Source organism: Mesorhizobium sp. HAY1-8B, from assembly GCF_056868045.1.
The window spans coordinates 6,667,437-6,683,457 of record NZ_CP200321.1 but is presented as its reverse complement, the minus strand read 5'-3'; the positions used below and the strand labels follow the sequence as shown (position 1 = coordinate 6,683,457).

Here is a 16,021-nt window from a genome sequence, read left to right as displayed (position 1 = left end):
TCTGGCCGCACCTTAGCTTGAAAATACAAAACCCGCCCGGTTTCCCGCGCGGGTTTTGTCGTTGGAGAGGCGAAGCGATGTTATTTGGCCGGGATGGTCAGCGTCGCGCCAAGCTTGAGCTGGTGGGGCCTTTGGCCCTTGTTGGCCTCATAGATCAGTTTCCACTTGGTCGCGTCGCCATAGGCTTTCTTTGCCAGATCCCAGTAAGTGTCGCCGGCAACGATGACATGGCTGCCCGTGGCCGGAGCGACTTCAGCGGGCTTTGCCGGTTCCGCAGGCTTCGCGGGTTCAGCCGGCGCGGGTGCAGGAGCAGCTTCGGCTGGTTTCACCGGTTCGGCTGGTGCGGGGGCTGGAGCAGCGGGTGCCGGCGGGGGAGGCGCTGCCTCTGTCGAGATTGCCGGTGGCGTGTTGGCGATGTCGCCCGAGTTGGCAGGCAGTTCGGGCATCGCGGGTGCGGCATCGGCGGGCTTTGCCGGTTCTGCCGGTTTCGCGGCCTCGGCCGGTGCTGTCTCCGCCGGCTTTGCGGGTTCGGCTGGCTTGGCCGGCTCGGCGGCGGGCGCCGCCGCGACAGTCGCGGCGATCTCGGTGATGCGGCCGTCGAGCTTGGGCGTGTAGGGCCGGTGGGCACCGAGGTAGTCGGCCACGACCTGTTCGAGGCCGGGGCCGTAATCGTAGGCGTTCTTGGCCTTGTCGGCGAAGACCTTGTAGCCGTCGCCGCCCTGGCGGACATAGTTGTTGGTGGCGACGAGATAGTCCTTGTCGGGATTGATCGGTGCCCAGGCGCCGTTCTCCATGACCTCGACGGACTTGACACGGCCCGCATTGGGCGCGACCGACTTGTCGAAGGAATATTTGAGACCCGCCACCTGCGGGAAGCGGCCGGCGCCGTCCTCGATCTGGCTAAGACCGCCTTCGAGGCCGGCGACCAGGTCCTTGCCGGAAATCTGGAAGGTGGCCAGCGTGTTCTGGAACGGCAACACGGTCAGCACCTCACCCATGGTGACGGTGCCCTTGTCGATCGAAGCGCGCAGGCCGCCGCCATTGGAGATGACGATCTCGACGCCCTGTCCCTTGACGCGGTCGAGTATGGCGTCGGAGACGAGGTTGCCCATCTCGCATTCCTTGGCGCGGCAATTCTCGCGGCTGCCGTCGATGACGTCGGTGGTTTCGGCCACTTCCTTGTTCTTCAGGGCCTCGATCGGCGCGCCGAGTTCCTTGATGCGGGCGAGCACGGCGGGATCGGGCGTGATCGACTTGTCGAGATAGATAGGGTCGCCGCTCGCCGACTTGACGACGCCATTGTCGTCGAACACCACCTTGAACTCGCCGAGATATTTCGAATAGGACGCCGCCTGCACCACCGGCACCTTGTAGCCGTCCGGGTTGTCGACCATCGTCGGGTAGGGGCCTAGCGCCTTCGGATCGGTGTTGGACAAAAGTGTATGGCTGTGGCCGCCGACAACCACGTCGACGCCCGGGATCTTGGCGATGACATCGCGCTCCCTGTTGTAGCCGATATGGGTCACCGCGATGATCTTGTTGACGCCTTGCGCCTTCAGCTTCTCGACTTCCGCCGTGATCGACTTGACGTCGTCCGCGATGGCGATGTTCGGGCCGGGGGAAGCGAGCTCGGGCGTGTCGTTGGTGACGGCACCGACAATGCCGATCTTCTGTCCGCCGACCTCGACGACGATCGACGGCTTGATCTTGCCCGCCGCGCCAGACTTGTCGTTGGGCACGACATTGGCACTGACGATCGGGAACTTCGCCTTGTCCAGGTAAGGCACCAGCGCGCTCTCGCCGTCGTCGAATTCGTGGTTGCCGAGCGTCACAGCGTCGGGTTTCAACTGATTGAGGAATTCCTCTTCCACGGCGCCCTTGTAGGTGGTGTAGAACAGCGATCCCTGGAAACTGTCGCCCGCATTGAGCAGCAGCACGTTCTGCCCTTCGAGCTTCTTGCGCTCCTGGGCGATCGCCGTGATCAGCCGCCCGGCGCCGCCGATGCACTCACCTTTGGTCTCCTCGTCGGCCGAACAGGTCGACTCGTATTTGTTGTTGCCTTCGATGCGGCTGTGCCAGTCATTGAAATGCAGAATGTTCAATGTGTAGTCGGCAAAAGATGCGCCGGCCGAAAGGCCGAGCGTCGATGCGGACAGGGCCAGAATGGCGGCAATCTTCTTCATCTTCGTCTCCCGGTAGGCTGATCAGAGGCGTTTAGCGCCCTTGCTTGACTGGGATATAACAGCCAGCGTTTTGACCATGTTCCCATCGCGTTCCGGCTGACGCAAGCAGAAATGCCGTCGCTATTTTCTTGCGAAAACCGGGGGCGCAAAAAAGAACGGCGGCCAGTGGCCGCCGTCCCCCGATGAGTCCTGTTCGCCGATCAGGTGCGTCGGGTGAGCACGAAGTTCTGGCCGGATGAACTGGTGCAGTTCAGCTGGCTGGTGGACACCAGCAGGCAGTTGAAGCTGACCGGCGTCTGACGGATCAGCGACGTGCCGTTGATCTCGACCGACGTGGCGCCGGTCATCGTGTAGCTGCCATCGGCCAGCTTCTGGCCGGTGTCGGTGGCGACGGTCGTGAATTTCCCACCTGTCAGCGTCGACAGGCCGGTGCCCTTGGCATCGATCCACGAGCCCTCGACGCCTTTCGGCGCGGCTGCCATCGGCGGTGCATCGGGACCGCTTGTGGTGCAGGCCGCGAGCATCACGGCAAAGGAACCCGCCACGCCCATCGAAAGAATTTTGCGCGCAATAGTCATCTGAAATCCTCTCCAAACGCACCGGCCCAAAAATCGGATTCGATTTTGGAAGGCATGGTGCGAACGCCCAAAGTGCTGGAGCGGGCATGGGTCCGCAAGACGCATGCTGCCCCAGGCCGCATCTCTTCAATCGCCCGATTTCCGGGCGATTGCAAGGCAATGGCGCAGGGTGTGCGCGACGCTATCGGACCAGGATGTTGCGGAATTGCCACGGATCGCTGCGGTCGAGGTCCTCGGGGAAGAGCCCCGGGCGTCTGTCGAGCGGCGTCCAGTCGGTGTAATGGCCTTCGATCGGTCCGAGATAGGGCGACTGCACTTCCAGACAGCGCCGGTAGTCCATCTCGTCCGCCTCGACAATGCCGGCGTCCGGATTTTCCAGGGCCCAGACCATGCCTGCCAGAACCGCCGAGGTGACCTGCATGCCAGTGGCGTTCTGATAGGGCGCCAGCTTGCGCGCTTCGGCGAGCGAGAGGTGCGAGCCGAACCAGTAGGCATTCTTGTCGTGGCCGTAGAGCAGGACGCCGAGTTCGTCGACGCCGTCGACCAGCTCGTTCTCGTCAAGCACATGGTGTACCGGCTGAGGCTTGCCGGCGGCACCGAACATCTCGTCCAGCGACAGCATCGCGTCGTTACAGGGATGGTAGGCGTAATGGCACGTCGGCCGGTATTGCACCTTGCCCTTCTTGGAGCGCACGGTGAAGAAATCGGCGATCGAGATCGCCTCGTTGTGCGTCACCAGGAGGCCGTATTGCGGGCCCGGCGTCGGGCACCAGGAGCGCACGCGCGTGTTGGCGCCGGGCTGCTCCAGGTAGATCGCGGCCTTGGAGCCGTGCTTGTGCTTCTTGGCGTTCTTCGGCATCCATTTCTCATGCGTGCCCCAGCCGAGTTCGGCCGGCTGCAGGCCTTCGGAGATGAAGCCCTCGACCGACCAGGTGTTCCAGAACACATCCATCGGCTTTGGCTTCTTGGCGCGCTGGGTGTCGCGTTCGGCGATATGGATGCCCTTGACGCCGGCCTTCTTCATCAGCTTCGCCCAGCCCTCGCGGTCTTCCTGTGCGGGCTCGGAAAACTCAAGGCCTAGATCGGTGGCGAGGTTCACCAGCGCCTGCTTGACGAACCACGAGACCATGCCGGGATTGGCGCCGCAGGTGGAAACCGCGGTAGCGCCGCCCGGTTTGTCGTGCTTTTCCTTGATCAGGGATTCGCGCAGCGCATAGTTGGTGCGGCTGGCATTGTCGGCCTTGGCGTCGAAATAGAATCCAAGCCACGGCTCGACGACGGTGTCGATGTAGAGCACGCCGAGCTTGCGGCAGAGCCGCATCAGGTCGACCGAGCCGGTGTCGACCGACAAATTGACGCAAAAACCCTGGCCGCCGCCATTGGTCAGCAGCGGCGTCAGGAGCTTCTTGTAGTTCTTCTCGGTCACTGCTTCCTGGACGAAGGCGATGCCGCGCTCGTCGAGCAGCTTGCGGTCGGTATCGCGCGGATCAAGGACCGTCATGCGCGACTTGTCGAACTTGAAATGGCGCTCGATGAGAGGCAGCGTTCCCCGTCCGATCGAGCCGAAGCCGATCATCACCACAGGGCCGGTGATCTCGCCGTAGACGGGCCAGTTTTCATTCGCCATTTTATCGAGCACTCCTTCAACCATGTGCAAAAGCCGGGCAGACATCTGCAAAAAACCGGGCATTTTCGCCAACGGCCTGCGCTACATCACAGATCATTGTCATAAACCAGCGAAAAGCGCCAACCTGTGGCTAGCCGTCCTTGGCCATGTGGTTAAGGACGGCGACAAGCCTATCGCGGTCCGATGTCAGGCCCTTGTAGTCGAGCTGGTCGAGATCGAGCGCTTCGAGCTGGGCGGCAAAGGACAGTGCGAGCGTCGCCCGATCCGGATGCCGCTCCAGCACGGCGAGCGGGTCGAGGTGGATGCGGATAGTGAACAGGATGTCGCGCGAGGCGGGCAGTTTACGCAGCGTCTGGCGCTCGACGCGGATGAAGGCGTGCGCCTTGACGTCACCGTCGGGGAAGCGTGTCGGCCTATTGGTGGCACGGTCGATGCGCTCGACATTGGACAGCGGATGATAGAGCGCATTGTCGGCCTGGATCGACCAGTTGAAGCGCTCGACCGCCTGGCCCTGCAGGCCGTCGAACATGCGGTTGATGAGTTCGGCGGGGCGCGTTCCCGGGCCGAAGCCGGGCACGGGCTCATGGATACGTTGCAGCGGCTTGCCGAATTTTTCGAGCAGCGACCAGGACGAGGGAAAGCACAGCGAGCCGGCGGCGAGCCGCCAGCCGCTGTCGTCGCGGCGCATCAGGATCAGGTCTTCCTGGACCAGCAGCGAGGCCGCGACCAGCGGGGCGTCGGCCAGCCCCGAAGTCAAAGCAGGGTGGTCCGCGGCGCCCATCACCTCGATGCCCGCATCGGTGCGGCGATGGGTCTGCGGAAATCGCTCCGGCAGATAGGCTTCGAGCAAGTCGAGCACTTCCTGCTGGGTGTCTCGCGTGCCGTCCTCCTGGACGAAAACCCGTTCGGGAATTTCGGCATAAAGCCGGCGCTTCTCGGCGAGATAGGGCAGGAGATGACCGTCGACCTCGATCCAGTTCGCGGGGTCGAGCGGCTTCAGCCCGATGTTGAACAGCTTCGACGAACCGTCATAGGGGGTATGGGTGGGCAGGGCTTCGACCAAGCTCATGCTTCCTTGAAGGCGTCGAGATTGGCGGCGGTCATCCTCGCCAGGAATTCGGTGACATCGTAGTCCGCGGCGCCTGCCTTGGCGAAGGGGTCCGCGGCCAGCCTGGCATCGAGGATCTCGCGCGAACATTGCGCGATGATGATGCCGCCGGTCCTCGGCTTCTTCGGGCCGGAGGCAATGAAGATGCCCTCTGCATAGCAGGCCTTCAGCCATTCGACATGCGCCGCCTGCAAGCGGTCGATCTCGGTCAGAGGCAGCTTGTAGTTCAGCGAAACGACGAACATGGCGTTCTTCCCGGTCACCCCAGCCTTGCGGGGATCAAGCCGCGCAGCGAATTGCCGACAAAGAGAGCCTTGGCCGACTTCAGGTCGTCGTAGGTGTAGATTGCTTCCGCCGCCCGGCCTTCATCCAGAAGCGCGGCGCGCAATACGCCAGGCAGCAGGCCGCAGTCCAGCCGGGGCGTTGCCAGCACGCCATCGCCGAAATCGGCGAAGACATTGGTGATGGTGCCTTCACAGATTTCGCCACGCTCATTGGCCAGGATCACCTCCTCGGCCTGGGTGACGAGATATTCGGATCGGGCATGGGTGTAGAGCTGGCGCCGGCTTGTCTTGTGGCGCAGCAGCGTGTTGCTCGAATCGAGCCTGGTCCGCGCCAGCCGCAGCACCCAGACCTTATCGGCGGCGAGCGGTTCGTAGGGGTGCGCCGAGGCGGTGGCTTCGCCGTTGCGTGCCAAGGCCAGCCGCGCGCGCATGGCGGTGCGGGCGCCGTCGATCGCGTTGCCCAGCACGGCGCCAACCTTTTGCGGATCGCAGGCGAAGCCAAGCTCCGCCGCCGAGCCATAGAGGCGTGCAAGGTGGCGGTCGAAGCGCAGGAAGCCTGTCTCGGGCTGCCAGCGCATGGTCTCGATCAGCTCGAAATCGGCGGTGTCCCCGTCGCGAAGCGGGCTTTGAGCAGACACTCCTGATACTCCTCTTGCGCCGTCGAATCGAAGACGATGCCGCCGCCGACATTGTAGACGGCCTCGCCCTTGGCAAAGAGCGAGATGGTGCGGATCGCCACGGAAAAGCGCATCGTGCCGCCGGGCGCGATCCAGCCGATGGCGCCGCAATAGACGTCGCGCGGCGTGCCTTCCAGATCGTGCAGGATCTCCATGGCGCGGATCTTCGGCGCCCCGGTGATCGAGCCACAGGGAAACAAAGCCGCGAAGATCCGGCGGATGGAGATGCCCGGCAGCAGCTTCGCCCTGACGTCGCTGACCATCTGGTGGACGGTCGGGTAGCTCTCGATGCGGAACAGTTCGGGCACCTCCAGCGTGCCGACCTCGCTGATCAGCGAGATGTCGTTGCGCAAGAGGTCGACGATCATCCGGTTCTCTGCCTGGTTCTTCTCGTCATTGCGCAGGAAGGTCTTCTGCCGCTCGTCCTCATCCCTGGTCGCGCCGCGCGGGGCCGTGCCCTTCATCGGATGCGTCTCGATCATCCCGGCGGCATTGATCTCGAAGAACAGTTCGGGCGAGCGCGACAGCACGATGGGATCGCCAAGCGCCACCAGTGCGCCATACTTCACCGGCTGGCGCTCGGTCAGCGCATCGAACGCGGCAAGCGGGTCGCCCGACCATTGCGCCTGCACCGGAAAGGTCAGATTGCCCTGGTAGCAATCGCCTTGCCTGATGTGCTGATGCAGCCGCGAGAAACGCTTTTCGTAATCCTCGAACGACCAGGCCGCCCTTGCATCGAAGATCGGGCCGTTGGTGGCCATTGCGTTGCGTGGCGGCACGGCGTCCTCGACCGGAGCGTCGAAGACGCCGAGGCAGATCAGCGGTGCGCGGCGCCGGCCCGGCAGCAAGGGAACGAGTTTCGGCTCGAGCAGGTAGCCCGCCTCATAGGAGAAATAGCCGGCCAGCCATTTGCCGGCGTCGTGCGCGGCCTGCGCTGCTTCCAGCGCCGGCAGGAAATCACGCGCCTCATGCGCCACGATGATGTCGGCCGGCCGGTCGAAAACGAGCTGACGCGCGCTTTCGTCGTTGCGGAAAATGGCGGCGGGCAGGGACATGGGGACCAGGATCGATGAAGCCGTCGATCGCTCTATATGGGGGGCCGCCCGCGTGCAATCGAGGGAACGGCACCTTGCCCCTCAAAGCCGACCTCTTGGCGGCCCTGCCCGCCAAAAAGAAATCGGCGGGGCCTGTGGCCCCGCCGGCTTGACGATCTGCCTGTGCGGCTCAGGTGTTGCTGGCAGTCCCGGCTGTCGGAAACTGCTTGGCGAATTCCTTCTCGTCGCCGGCGGCGAGCAGCTTGGCTTGCTCGATCCAGCGTTCGCGCGCGATGCGGCCGTCGAAGTTCATCACGTCCTCGATCCGCTTGATGTCGGCTGCCGTCCAGGCGGCGATCTGGGCGAAGGTGGTGATGCCCTGCGCCTTGAGCAGCTTTTCGTTGACCGGGCCGATACCGATCAGCCGGCGCAGATTGTCGGGCTTGCCCCCCGCAGGCTTGGCTGCCGCCGGTGCGGCCTTCTTGGCGGCTGCCGGCTTGGGCGCGGCCGAGCTCTTTGCCGAGGACGCGGCAGAGGCTGCGGTTTTGCTTGCGGCGGGTTTGGCGGCCGCTGGCTTCGGCGCCACCGACTTGGTGGCGGCGGCTTTCGCCGGCGCCGCCTCCGCGGCAGGTTTGGCAGGCGCGGCCTTGGCCGCGGGCGGAGCGGATTTGGCGGCGGCTGGCGTCGACAGGAGGGCTGCCGGGGGTTGGCTGGCGGCCTTTGCTCCGCCACCCGAGGAAGCCTGCGCGTCGCGCAACTGGCGCTCGAGGTCGGCGCGGGTCTTGCCGCATGCATTCAGTTCGCCGGTCAGCCGGTCGCTGTCGGCACGCAGCCGGTCGCGCTCGCCGCGGGTTCGGTCGAGGTCGCCGCGAAGGCTGTCGAGTTCACCACGCAGGCGACCCCAGATGAACCAGCCAACCAACACGCCTACCAGGAACGCCAGGATCACGTAGAAAAAAGTGCCCATTGTCTCTCTCCAGTCAGATCCGTCTGCCGTGGGTCATGACCTTCGGCGATGGACTACTCGGTGATGTTTCCGCGGGTTCGCAGAACAGCCGGCTTCGGTTCGAGCTGTTGGCAATCGGCTTTGCTTGCCCATGGCCAACGGCCGTTGTCGCGTTCGCCTGAGCGGCACGGCCGGCTGAGATTTCCCTCGCCGATCCGCATGCGCTCCGGCTGAGCTTGAAGCGAAGGCTATCATAGAGCTTACGGAAAGCTATGGGAAAAACTTCTGCCTAGAGTTCTTCAAGAACAAATATTTAGCGCAAGAATACTGCAATCCCAACATGCATTCCGGCTAAACTGTTCTGCCCATGCGAGACGCGCGTCTCAGCTGTCGAGGGATTCCAGTTCGTCGATCAGGCCGCTGATCACGCCAAGCCCGATCTGCCAGAAGGCGGGATCGGTGGCGTCGAGGCCGAAGGGCGCCAGAAGCTGCGAATGATGCTTTGTGCCGCCGGCGCGCAGCATCTCGAAATACTTGTCCTGGAAGCCGCGCTCGGCGTTCTGGTAGACCGCGTAGAGCGAGTTCACCAGGCAGTCGCCGAAAGCATAGGCATAGACGTAGAAGGGCGAATGGATGAAGTGCGGGATGTAGGTCCAGAAGACCTCGTAGCCTTCGCGCAGCTTGATCGCGGGTCCCAGGCTTTCGGCCTGCACTTCCAGCCAGAACTGGCCGAGCCTGTCGGACGTCAGTTCGCCGTTGCGGCGTTCGGCATGCACCTTGCGCTCGAATTCGTAGAAGGCGATCTGGCGCACCACCGTATTGATCATGTCCTCGACCTTCTGGGCGAGCATGGCCTTGCGCTCACGCCTGTCGGTGGTCCGCTCGAGCAGAGAGCGGAAGGTCAGCATCTCGCCGAACACGGAAGCGGTCTCGGCCAGCGTCAGCGGCGTCGAGGCCATCAGCGCGCCCTGGCCGGCGGCCAGCACCTGATGCACGCCGTGGCCGAGCTCATGCGCCAGCGTCATCACATCGCGCGGCTTGCCCATGTAGTTGAGCAGCACATAGGGGTGCGCCGACGGCACGGTCGGATGGGCAAAGGCACCGGGCGACTTGCCGGGCCTTACCGGGGCGTCGATCCAGTTGCGATCGAAGAAGGTGCGCGCGATCTCGGCCATCTCGGGCGAGAAGCGCTGATAGGCGGACAGTACGGTGTTCCTGGCCTCATCCCAGCCGATCACCGCCTGCGGCGTCTCCGGCAGTGGTGCGTTGCGATCCCAGTGGTTCATCACCTCCATGCCGAGCCACCGCGCCTTCATCGCGTAGTAGCGGTGCGACAGGCGCGGATAGGCCTCGCGCACCGCTGCGGCGAGCGCATCGACCACGCCGCGCTCGACACGGTTGGCGAGATGGCGTGAATCGGCAATGTCCTCGAAGCCGCGCCAGCGGTCGGATATTTCCTTGTCCTTGGCCAGCGTGTTGGTGATCAGCGTGAAGGTGCGCAAATTCTTGCGGAAGGTCGCGGCCAGCGCCTCGGAGGCGCGGCGGCGCACCTCGCCGTCGGCATCCTGCAAACGGTTGAGCGCCGGCTCGAGTGTCAATTCCTCACCATCGACGTTGAAGCGAAGGTCGGTCATCGTCTCGTCGAACAGACGGTTCCAGGCGCCGCGTCCGGTGATCGACTTCTCATGGAAAAGCTGCTCGACACGATCCTCGAGCTGGTAGGGCTTGTCCATGCGCAGGTCGAGCACCCAGGGCCGGTAGTGGCCGAAAGCGGGATCGCTAGCCAGCGCGCTTTCGATCGCTGCGTCATCGATCAGGTTCAGTTCGAGCGCGAAGAACAGAAGATGCGCACTGGCGTCGGTCATCCTCTCCTGGGTGTCGCCATAGAGCTTGGCGCGCTGCGGGTCGGCGGTGTTGCCGGCGTAGACCAGGCCGGCATAGGACACGATGCGGCCAATCAGTTCCTCCAGCGCCTCGTAGGCGACCAGCGCCTCGCCCAGCTTGCCGGCGCTGCCGCGCCCAGCCTCGGCGGCGAGCGTACCCTTCCAGCGGGTCTCGAAAGCGATCGCGTCGGCGGCGGCCCTGGCGATGTCGCGCTTCAGTTCCGGGGCTTCCATGCCGGCATAGAGGTCGGCAAGGTTCCATTCCGGCAGATCGCCAAGCTCGACCGCGCCCTGACCGGACGCTGGTGCCGCGAGCCGCCGACCAAACATCATGCGCATCGACATACCTTCTGTGAATCACGGGGTCAGAATCAAGGGGGCAGAATCAGGGAGGACGGAGAAGCCGGTCAAATCCTAAGGAATTCGTTCACCGGGTTTTTTGAAACCTTGTTTAGAACCCTGTGCCAAGATGATCCATGGGGATTTCGGGCGCGGGCAAATCAAGACAGTCATGACAGGTTCCATACTCATAGTCGATGACGATCCCGTGCAGCGCCGGCTGCTCGAGGCTGCGGTGACGCGCTTTGGCCACCCGGCAATCGTCGTCGACGGCGGTGCCGCCGGCCTTGAAGTGCTCGACGGGCCAACGGCCCGCGACGTTTCGGTGGTGATCCTCGATCTCGTCATGCCCGGTCTCGACGGCATCGGCGTGCTGAAGGCGATGCGTGAACGCGACATCACCGTCCCGGTCATCGTCCAGACCGCCCAGGGCGGCATCGAAACCGTTGTGTCGGCGATGCGCCATGGCGCCTTCGATTTCGTCGTCAAGCCGGCCTCGCCCGACAGGCTGCAGGCGTCGATCGCCAATGCGCTCAAGGTCGAAGCGGTCGAGGGCGAGGTCAAGCGCACTTCGCGCAGGCGCGGCGGGCTGCTGACCTTCAAGGACATGATCACCCACAGCCCGGCCATGGACAGGGTGATACGGCTTGGCCAGAAAGCGGCCGCCTCCAACATCCCGATCCTGATCGAAGGCGAATCCGGCGTCGGCAAGGAACTGGTGGCACGCGCCATTCAGGGCAGCGGCGACCGCCGCACGAAGCCTTTCGTCACCGTCAATTGCGGCGCCATCCCCGATAATCTGGTCGAATCGATCCTGTTCGGCCACGAGAAGGGCTCGTTCACCGGCGCCACCGACAAACACACCGGCAAGTTCGTCGAAGCGCATACGGGCACGCTGTTCCTCGACGAGATCGGCGACTTGCCGCTCGACGTCCAGGTCAAGCTGTTGCGCGCCGTGCAGGAGGGCGAGGTCGATCCGGTCGGGGGGCGCTCGACCGTCAAGGTCGACATAAGGCTGATTTCGGCGACGCACCGCAACCTCCTGCAGCAGGTCAAGGACGGCAGGTTCCGCGAGGATCTGTTCTACCGGCTGAATGTCTATCCGATCCTCGTGCCGCCGCTGCGCGACCGCCGCGACGACATTCCGCATCTGGTCACGCATTTCATGGAGAAGGTGGCACCCGCCGACCCGCGCCATCGACTGCAAGGCATTTCGGCGCCGGCACTTGCCGTGCTGCAGGCCTATGACTGGCCCGGCAACATCCGGCAGCTGGAAAACGCCGTCTTCCGCGCTTCGGTGCTGTGTGAAGGCGACGTGCTCGATGTCGATGATTTTCCACAGATCCGGGCGCAGGTCGAAGGCACCGTCAATCTCGAAACGGATGTCGCCACGCCACCGTCGCTGGAACCTCGCGACGATGATATCCTGGCCGGCGAGGCAGCCTCGATGGCCGAGGCTGAACTGCCCCCCCGGCTTCAGCCTCGCTTCGGCACCCTGCGGGCGCTCGACGAACGTGGCAATGTGCGGGCGCTCGCCGACGTCGAACTCGAGATGATCAAGCTCGCCATCGACCATTACAACGGCCAGATGAGCGAAGTCGCGCGCCGCCTCGGCATCGGCCGCTCGACGCTTTACCGCAAGCTCAAGGAATACGGCATCGACCCGGAAACCGGCCGCGCGGAACGGCTGGCGTCCTAAATCGCGTTGTGTCGAACCGCATAGCCGCCGCGTGTCAGGTCACGTTCTCATGCATGTCGTTCGCCCCGAAACCGAAGCCGGGTTGGGTAATGTGCATCGGACGCAAGGCCGGGACCAGCTTGCGATGCCAGAGTTTGTCCCGCTGTCAGCGGGGTTCGGCCGGAATATGGCAAGCCCGTGGACAGCTCTGTTCACGCATTAAGGCTAATGGTAACAGATCGTGTTCTGTCAAAAGCCGGAATCCTGATCTAAACCAGCGGTTTACCAAGAAACCTTGTGATCAATTTTTGACGGGATATCGCCATGGTGTTACCGCATTTCGGCTTCAATAAGCGATGATTAACCATTAGGATTGATATTCGGATGTGAAAACGACACGTCCGTTTGGGCAAATCCGGGGACAAACGGCAGCCTGCAAGGCCTTTTGATTTGAACAGAATCGAACGACTCACAAACGGGCGGTATCATCATCTGAGCGTCTGGCCGAGATGGCTGGCAGCGGTGATTGTCGCTTTTGGTTTTGTTGCCGCGGCCGCCACCGGCGCCCAGGCCGAAGTTCGTTCGCTGAAGCTCTACCACCTCCACACGCATGAGAAGGCGGAGATCGTCTACAAGCGCAATGGCCGCTACGATCCGGAGGGCTTGAGGAAGATCAACATCATCCTGCGCGACTGGCGCCGCAACGAGCCGACCAAGATGGATCCGCGCCTGCTGGACCTGGTCTGGGAGGCATATCGGGAAAGCGGCGCCACCGACTATATCCAGGTCGTCTGCGGCTACCGTTCGCCGTCGACCAATTCGATGCTGCGCAGCCGCAGCCGGGGTGTCGCCGAGAAGAGCCAGCATATGCTCGGCAAGGCGATGGATTTCTATATTCCCGGCGTGCCGCTGAAGAAGCTGCGCAACATCGGCCTGAAGATGCAGGGCGGTGGCGTCGGCTACTATCCGACCTCCGGTTCGCCGTTCGTCCATATGGATGTCGGCAATGTGCGCCATTGGCCCGGTATCAGCCGTCAGGAACTGGTCAGCCTGTTCCCCAACGGCAAGACGCTGCACGTGCCGAGCGACGGCCGACCGCTGCCCGGCTATGAACAGGCGCTCGCCTCCTACAAGTCCCGCAAGGGCTCCGGCACACCCAACATCGAACTGGCCAGTGCCGGTGGTAGCAGCAAGAAATCCGGCGGGTTCCTTTCCGCCTTCTTCGGCGGTGGCGGCGAGGACGAAGCCGATGACAGCGCCGATGTCGAGACCGCTTCGGCTGCCCCTGCGCCCAAGCCTAGAAACCTGAAGCCGGCGGCTGCGGCCGCCAAGAGCAGCAACCTGCCGGGCATCGCCATCGTCGCGCCCGAGAATGCGCAGCGCGCCAACATTCCGCAGATTGCCGACGAGCAGGCTCCGGAACCGGAAAAGGATACGCCGGAAACGATCATCGCCGCGCTGCCGGCCAAGGAGATTCCGCTGCCCGATTTCGCGCCGCGGCCGAAGGCCGATGTCGGCGCGCAGCCTGAGAATGTTCCGTTCGCCATGGCGGACGCGACTGCGACCACCGAACAGGCCGTGGCGACCGCGCAGGCGCCGGCGAACATGCCGTTCGGCAAGACTGATCCCGCCGCTGCTGCGGCGGCGGCCGATCCGGCGCAGGTTGCCGTCAACAACATCCCCTTGCCGACGTGGCGTCCTGAACGCACGCTTCCGGCTGATCTCGCACCGCCGCCCAGCAAGGATGTGCTGATGGCGTTGGCGGATACGGCCGAACAGGGCAAGACCGCGTCCGATGCGTTCTCGGTGCTGCCGACGGCGCGTCCCGAACCGGCCAAGCCGGACGCCGTCAAGGCCGTGCTCGACGAGGCCAATGCCCAGGTCGGCAATGCCGATGAATATAAGGTTGCGTCGCTGGCTGAAGAGCCGCGCTCGGCCTTCAATGATCCGTCTTATGTCGATGTCGCAACGCCACGTCAGGCCGTTGCTGCCCGTCCGGCCGGTTCCGATCCGGCCGCCGCGATCGGTGCCGGCGTGAAGACGACCCGCAAGGAAGCCAGGGCCACCGCCCGCGACCTGAAGCCCGGCCCCAAGGCCATGGTGGTCGCCGCGGCGCCCCAGGCCGCCCGTTGGGCGCTGACCAGCGGCGAGAACGTCGCCACCGCTTCGAGTGCGACGACGGCGCCGGGTTACGCCTACAACATCGTGCATACGCCGCCGAGCGAGGTCTATACGGCCGGCTTCCAGCCGAGCAACCAGGTGGCCGACGCCAACCGGTTCACCGGCAACGCCGTCAAGTTCATGTCGGTGGCCCGCTTCCAGACGAAATAGCCTGCTGGCCAGACGAGACAAAGCCGCGTCGGGCGACCAGCGCGGCTTTTTGCTGTCCGGGCGTGATGCATGCGGCACCCAACCCCGCGGATCACGCGCGACTGAACTTCTCGTGAAGCCGGAACGGCCCGGCTGTTTCCGGGTTAGCGTGGGTACGTTCCAACCCTGGGGATATTCATGAAGAAAATTCTACTGGCATCCGTTCTGGCATTGGTTGCAGCATCTGCCGCGATCGCTCCATCGCAAGCCGAAACCGTGATCATCAAGAATGGCAAGCATCACTGCAGGACCAAGCTGGTCACGCATTGGGTGCACCATCACAGGGTGACCGAGAAGGTCAAGGTCTGCCGCTAATCCGGAACCGATGGGATCCGGGAGAATTGGCCCGGTCGACGAGAGTCGGCCGGGCTTTTCATGTGCCAGCCGACGCAGTGCTTACGGCTTGGTTCCGAGCGCTTTAGTCGATTTCCAGCGTGGCTGCTTCGCCCTTGGCCAGAAGCCGGGCGGCGTCGCGCGCCGGCGGCAGTCCGAAATGGCGCGCGTATTCCCGGCTGAACTGGGACGCGCTTTCATAGCCGACGGCAAAGGCGACACGCGTGGCGCTTCCCGGCTCCGCGATCAGCAGATGACGAGCCTCCAGCAGACGCACCTGCTTCTGATACTGGATCGGGCTCATGGCGGTCGCCGCCTTGAAATGGCGATGGAACGAAGCATTGCTCATATGCGCGAGTTCGGCCAGTTCCGTCACGTCGATGGGTTCGTTGTAATGTGCTCGTATCCAGGCGGTGGCGCGGCGTATCTGTGACAGGCGGCCATCGGCGTGCGCGAGCTGCCGCAACTTCACTCCTTGCGGACCCTGCAGCAAGCGGAATGCGATCTCGCGTTCGAGCATGGGCGCGAGCACGGGAATTTCGGTTGGCCGGTCGAGCAGCCGCAGCATGCGGCGCCATGCATCGAGCAGTTCGTCATCGGCCCGGTTGGTCACGAAGCCGTCGCCGTCGACCGCCGGCTTGTGGTCGATGATCAGGGCAGCGATCAGCCCGACATCGAGAGCGAAGGCGATGGCCGTGTAAGGACGGGCGCTGCTCGCCTCGATGAGCTGACTGGTGGCCGGCGTCTCCACCGCATAGACGAAATAGCTGCCGGCGCCATAGCGAAGCGTGCGGTCACCGACCAGCACTGTCTTCGCCCCCTGCAGCACGAACAGCGCCGTCGGCTGGCAAAGCTCGGGCAGCGGCGGGGTCGCAACCTCGCTGCGGCCGATCGTGACGCGCGGGATCGCCGTTTTCGTGCGCCGCCCATGCGCATGGCGGCCGGCGATGCCGATCAATTCCTGCAAAACCTCTTCCATTC

Annotated in this window: 13 protein-coding genes; 3 read left to right on the top strand and 10 right to left on the bottom strand. The window is 63.9% G+C overall.

The window, feature by feature from the left end:
- Positions 1–80: 80 nt before the first annotated feature.
- From AC1VON_RS32150 to AC1VON_RS32110, 9 genes are all read right to left on the bottom strand, one after another.
- Entirely contained in the window at positions 81–2,183 is a 2,103-nt protein-coding gene (locus AC1VON_RS32150; protein ID WP_483126076.1) for a 5'-nucleotidase C-terminal domain-containing protein, read from the bottom strand.
- Between the two features lie 200 nt (positions 2,184–2,383).
- Positions 2,384–2,761, bottom strand: coding sequence for an outer membrane lipoprotein Omp10 (gene omp10, locus AC1VON_RS32145; RefSeq protein WP_172348707.1), 378 nt, complete (start codon positions 2,759–2,761; stop codon positions 2,384–2,386).
- A gap of 181 nt (positions 2,762–2,942) precedes the next feature.
- Entirely contained in the window at positions 2,943–4,388 is a 1,446-nt protein-coding gene (locus AC1VON_RS32140) for a homospermidine synthase (protein WP_483126075.1), read from the bottom strand.
- Positions 4,389–4,518: 130 nt separating this feature from the next.
- Positions 4,519–5,457 carry a heme-dependent oxidative N-demethylase family protein gene (locus tag AC1VON_RS32135; protein ID WP_483126074.1) on the bottom strand — a complete coding sequence of 313 codons (939 nt, stop codon included), beginning with the start codon at positions 5,455–5,457 and terminating at the stop codon, positions 4,519–4,521.
- Positions 5,454–5,741, bottom strand: coding sequence for a YciI family protein (locus AC1VON_RS32130; protein WP_483126073.1), 288 nt, complete (start codon positions 5,739–5,741; stop codon positions 5,454–5,456). Before AC1VON_RS32130 ends, AC1VON_RS32135 begins: the two co-directional genes overlap by 4 nt.
- A 14-nt stretch (positions 5,742–5,755) precedes the next feature.
- The gene (locus tag AC1VON_RS32125) at positions 5,756–6,418 is read right to left on the bottom strand and encodes an aminotransferase class IV family protein (protein ID WP_483126072.1); all 663 of its coding nucleotides are present in this window, start codon (positions 6,416–6,418) and stop codon (positions 5,756–5,758) included.
- Positions 6,367–7,512, bottom strand: a complete 1,146-nt coding sequence (locus AC1VON_RS32120) for an aminodeoxychorismate synthase component I (RefSeq protein WP_483126071.1) — start codon at positions 7,510–7,512, stop codon at positions 6,367–6,369. The genes AC1VON_RS32125 and AC1VON_RS32120 overlap by 52 nt, the downstream gene beginning before the upstream one ends.
- 169 nt (positions 7,513–7,681) lie before the next feature.
- Positions 7,682–8,458 (bottom strand): proton-conducting membrane transporter, encoded by a 777-nt coding sequence (locus AC1VON_RS32115; RefSeq protein WP_172348713.1) that lies wholly within the window; start codon positions 8,456–8,458, stop codon positions 7,682–7,684.
- Positions 8,459–8,820: 362 nt separating this feature from the next.
- Positions 8,821–10,659, bottom strand: a complete 1,839-nt coding sequence (locus AC1VON_RS32110; RefSeq protein WP_483126070.1) for a M3 family oligoendopeptidase — start codon at positions 10,657–10,659, stop codon at positions 8,821–8,823.
- 172 nt (positions 10,660–10,831) lie between these two features.
- Between AC1VON_RS32110 and AC1VON_RS32105 the strand changes: the two genes are divergently transcribed.
- The 3 genes from AC1VON_RS32105 to AC1VON_RS32095 all read left to right on the top strand — a co-directional run bounded on the left by AC1VON_RS32105 (position 10,832) and on the right by AC1VON_RS32095 (position 15,022).
- Entirely contained in the window at positions 10,832–12,358 is a 1,527-nt protein-coding gene (locus tag AC1VON_RS32105; RefSeq protein ID WP_172348715.1) for a sigma-54-dependent transcriptional regulator, read from the top strand.
- A 501-nt stretch (positions 12,359–12,859) separates the two neighbouring features.
- Positions 12,860–14,668: a peptidoglycan L,D-endopeptidase MepK gene (locus AC1VON_RS32100; protein WP_246740908.1), complete on the top strand. Its 1,809-nt coding sequence runs from the start codon at positions 12,860–12,862 to the stop codon at positions 14,666–14,668.
- Between the two features lie 177 nt (positions 14,669–14,845).
- Positions 14,846–15,022, top strand: coding sequence for a hypothetical protein (locus AC1VON_RS32095; protein ID WP_172348716.1), 177 nt, complete (start codon positions 14,846–14,848; stop codon positions 15,020–15,022).
- Positions 15,023–15,125: 103 nt separating this feature from the next.
- On the opposite strand, the gene AC1VON_RS32090 is transcribed toward AC1VON_RS32095, so the two are convergent.
- Entirely contained in the window at positions 15,126–16,019 is an 894-nt protein-coding gene (locus AC1VON_RS32090) for an AraC family transcriptional regulator (RefSeq protein ID WP_172348717.1), read from the bottom strand.
- Positions 16,020–16,021: the final 2 nt, after the last annotated feature.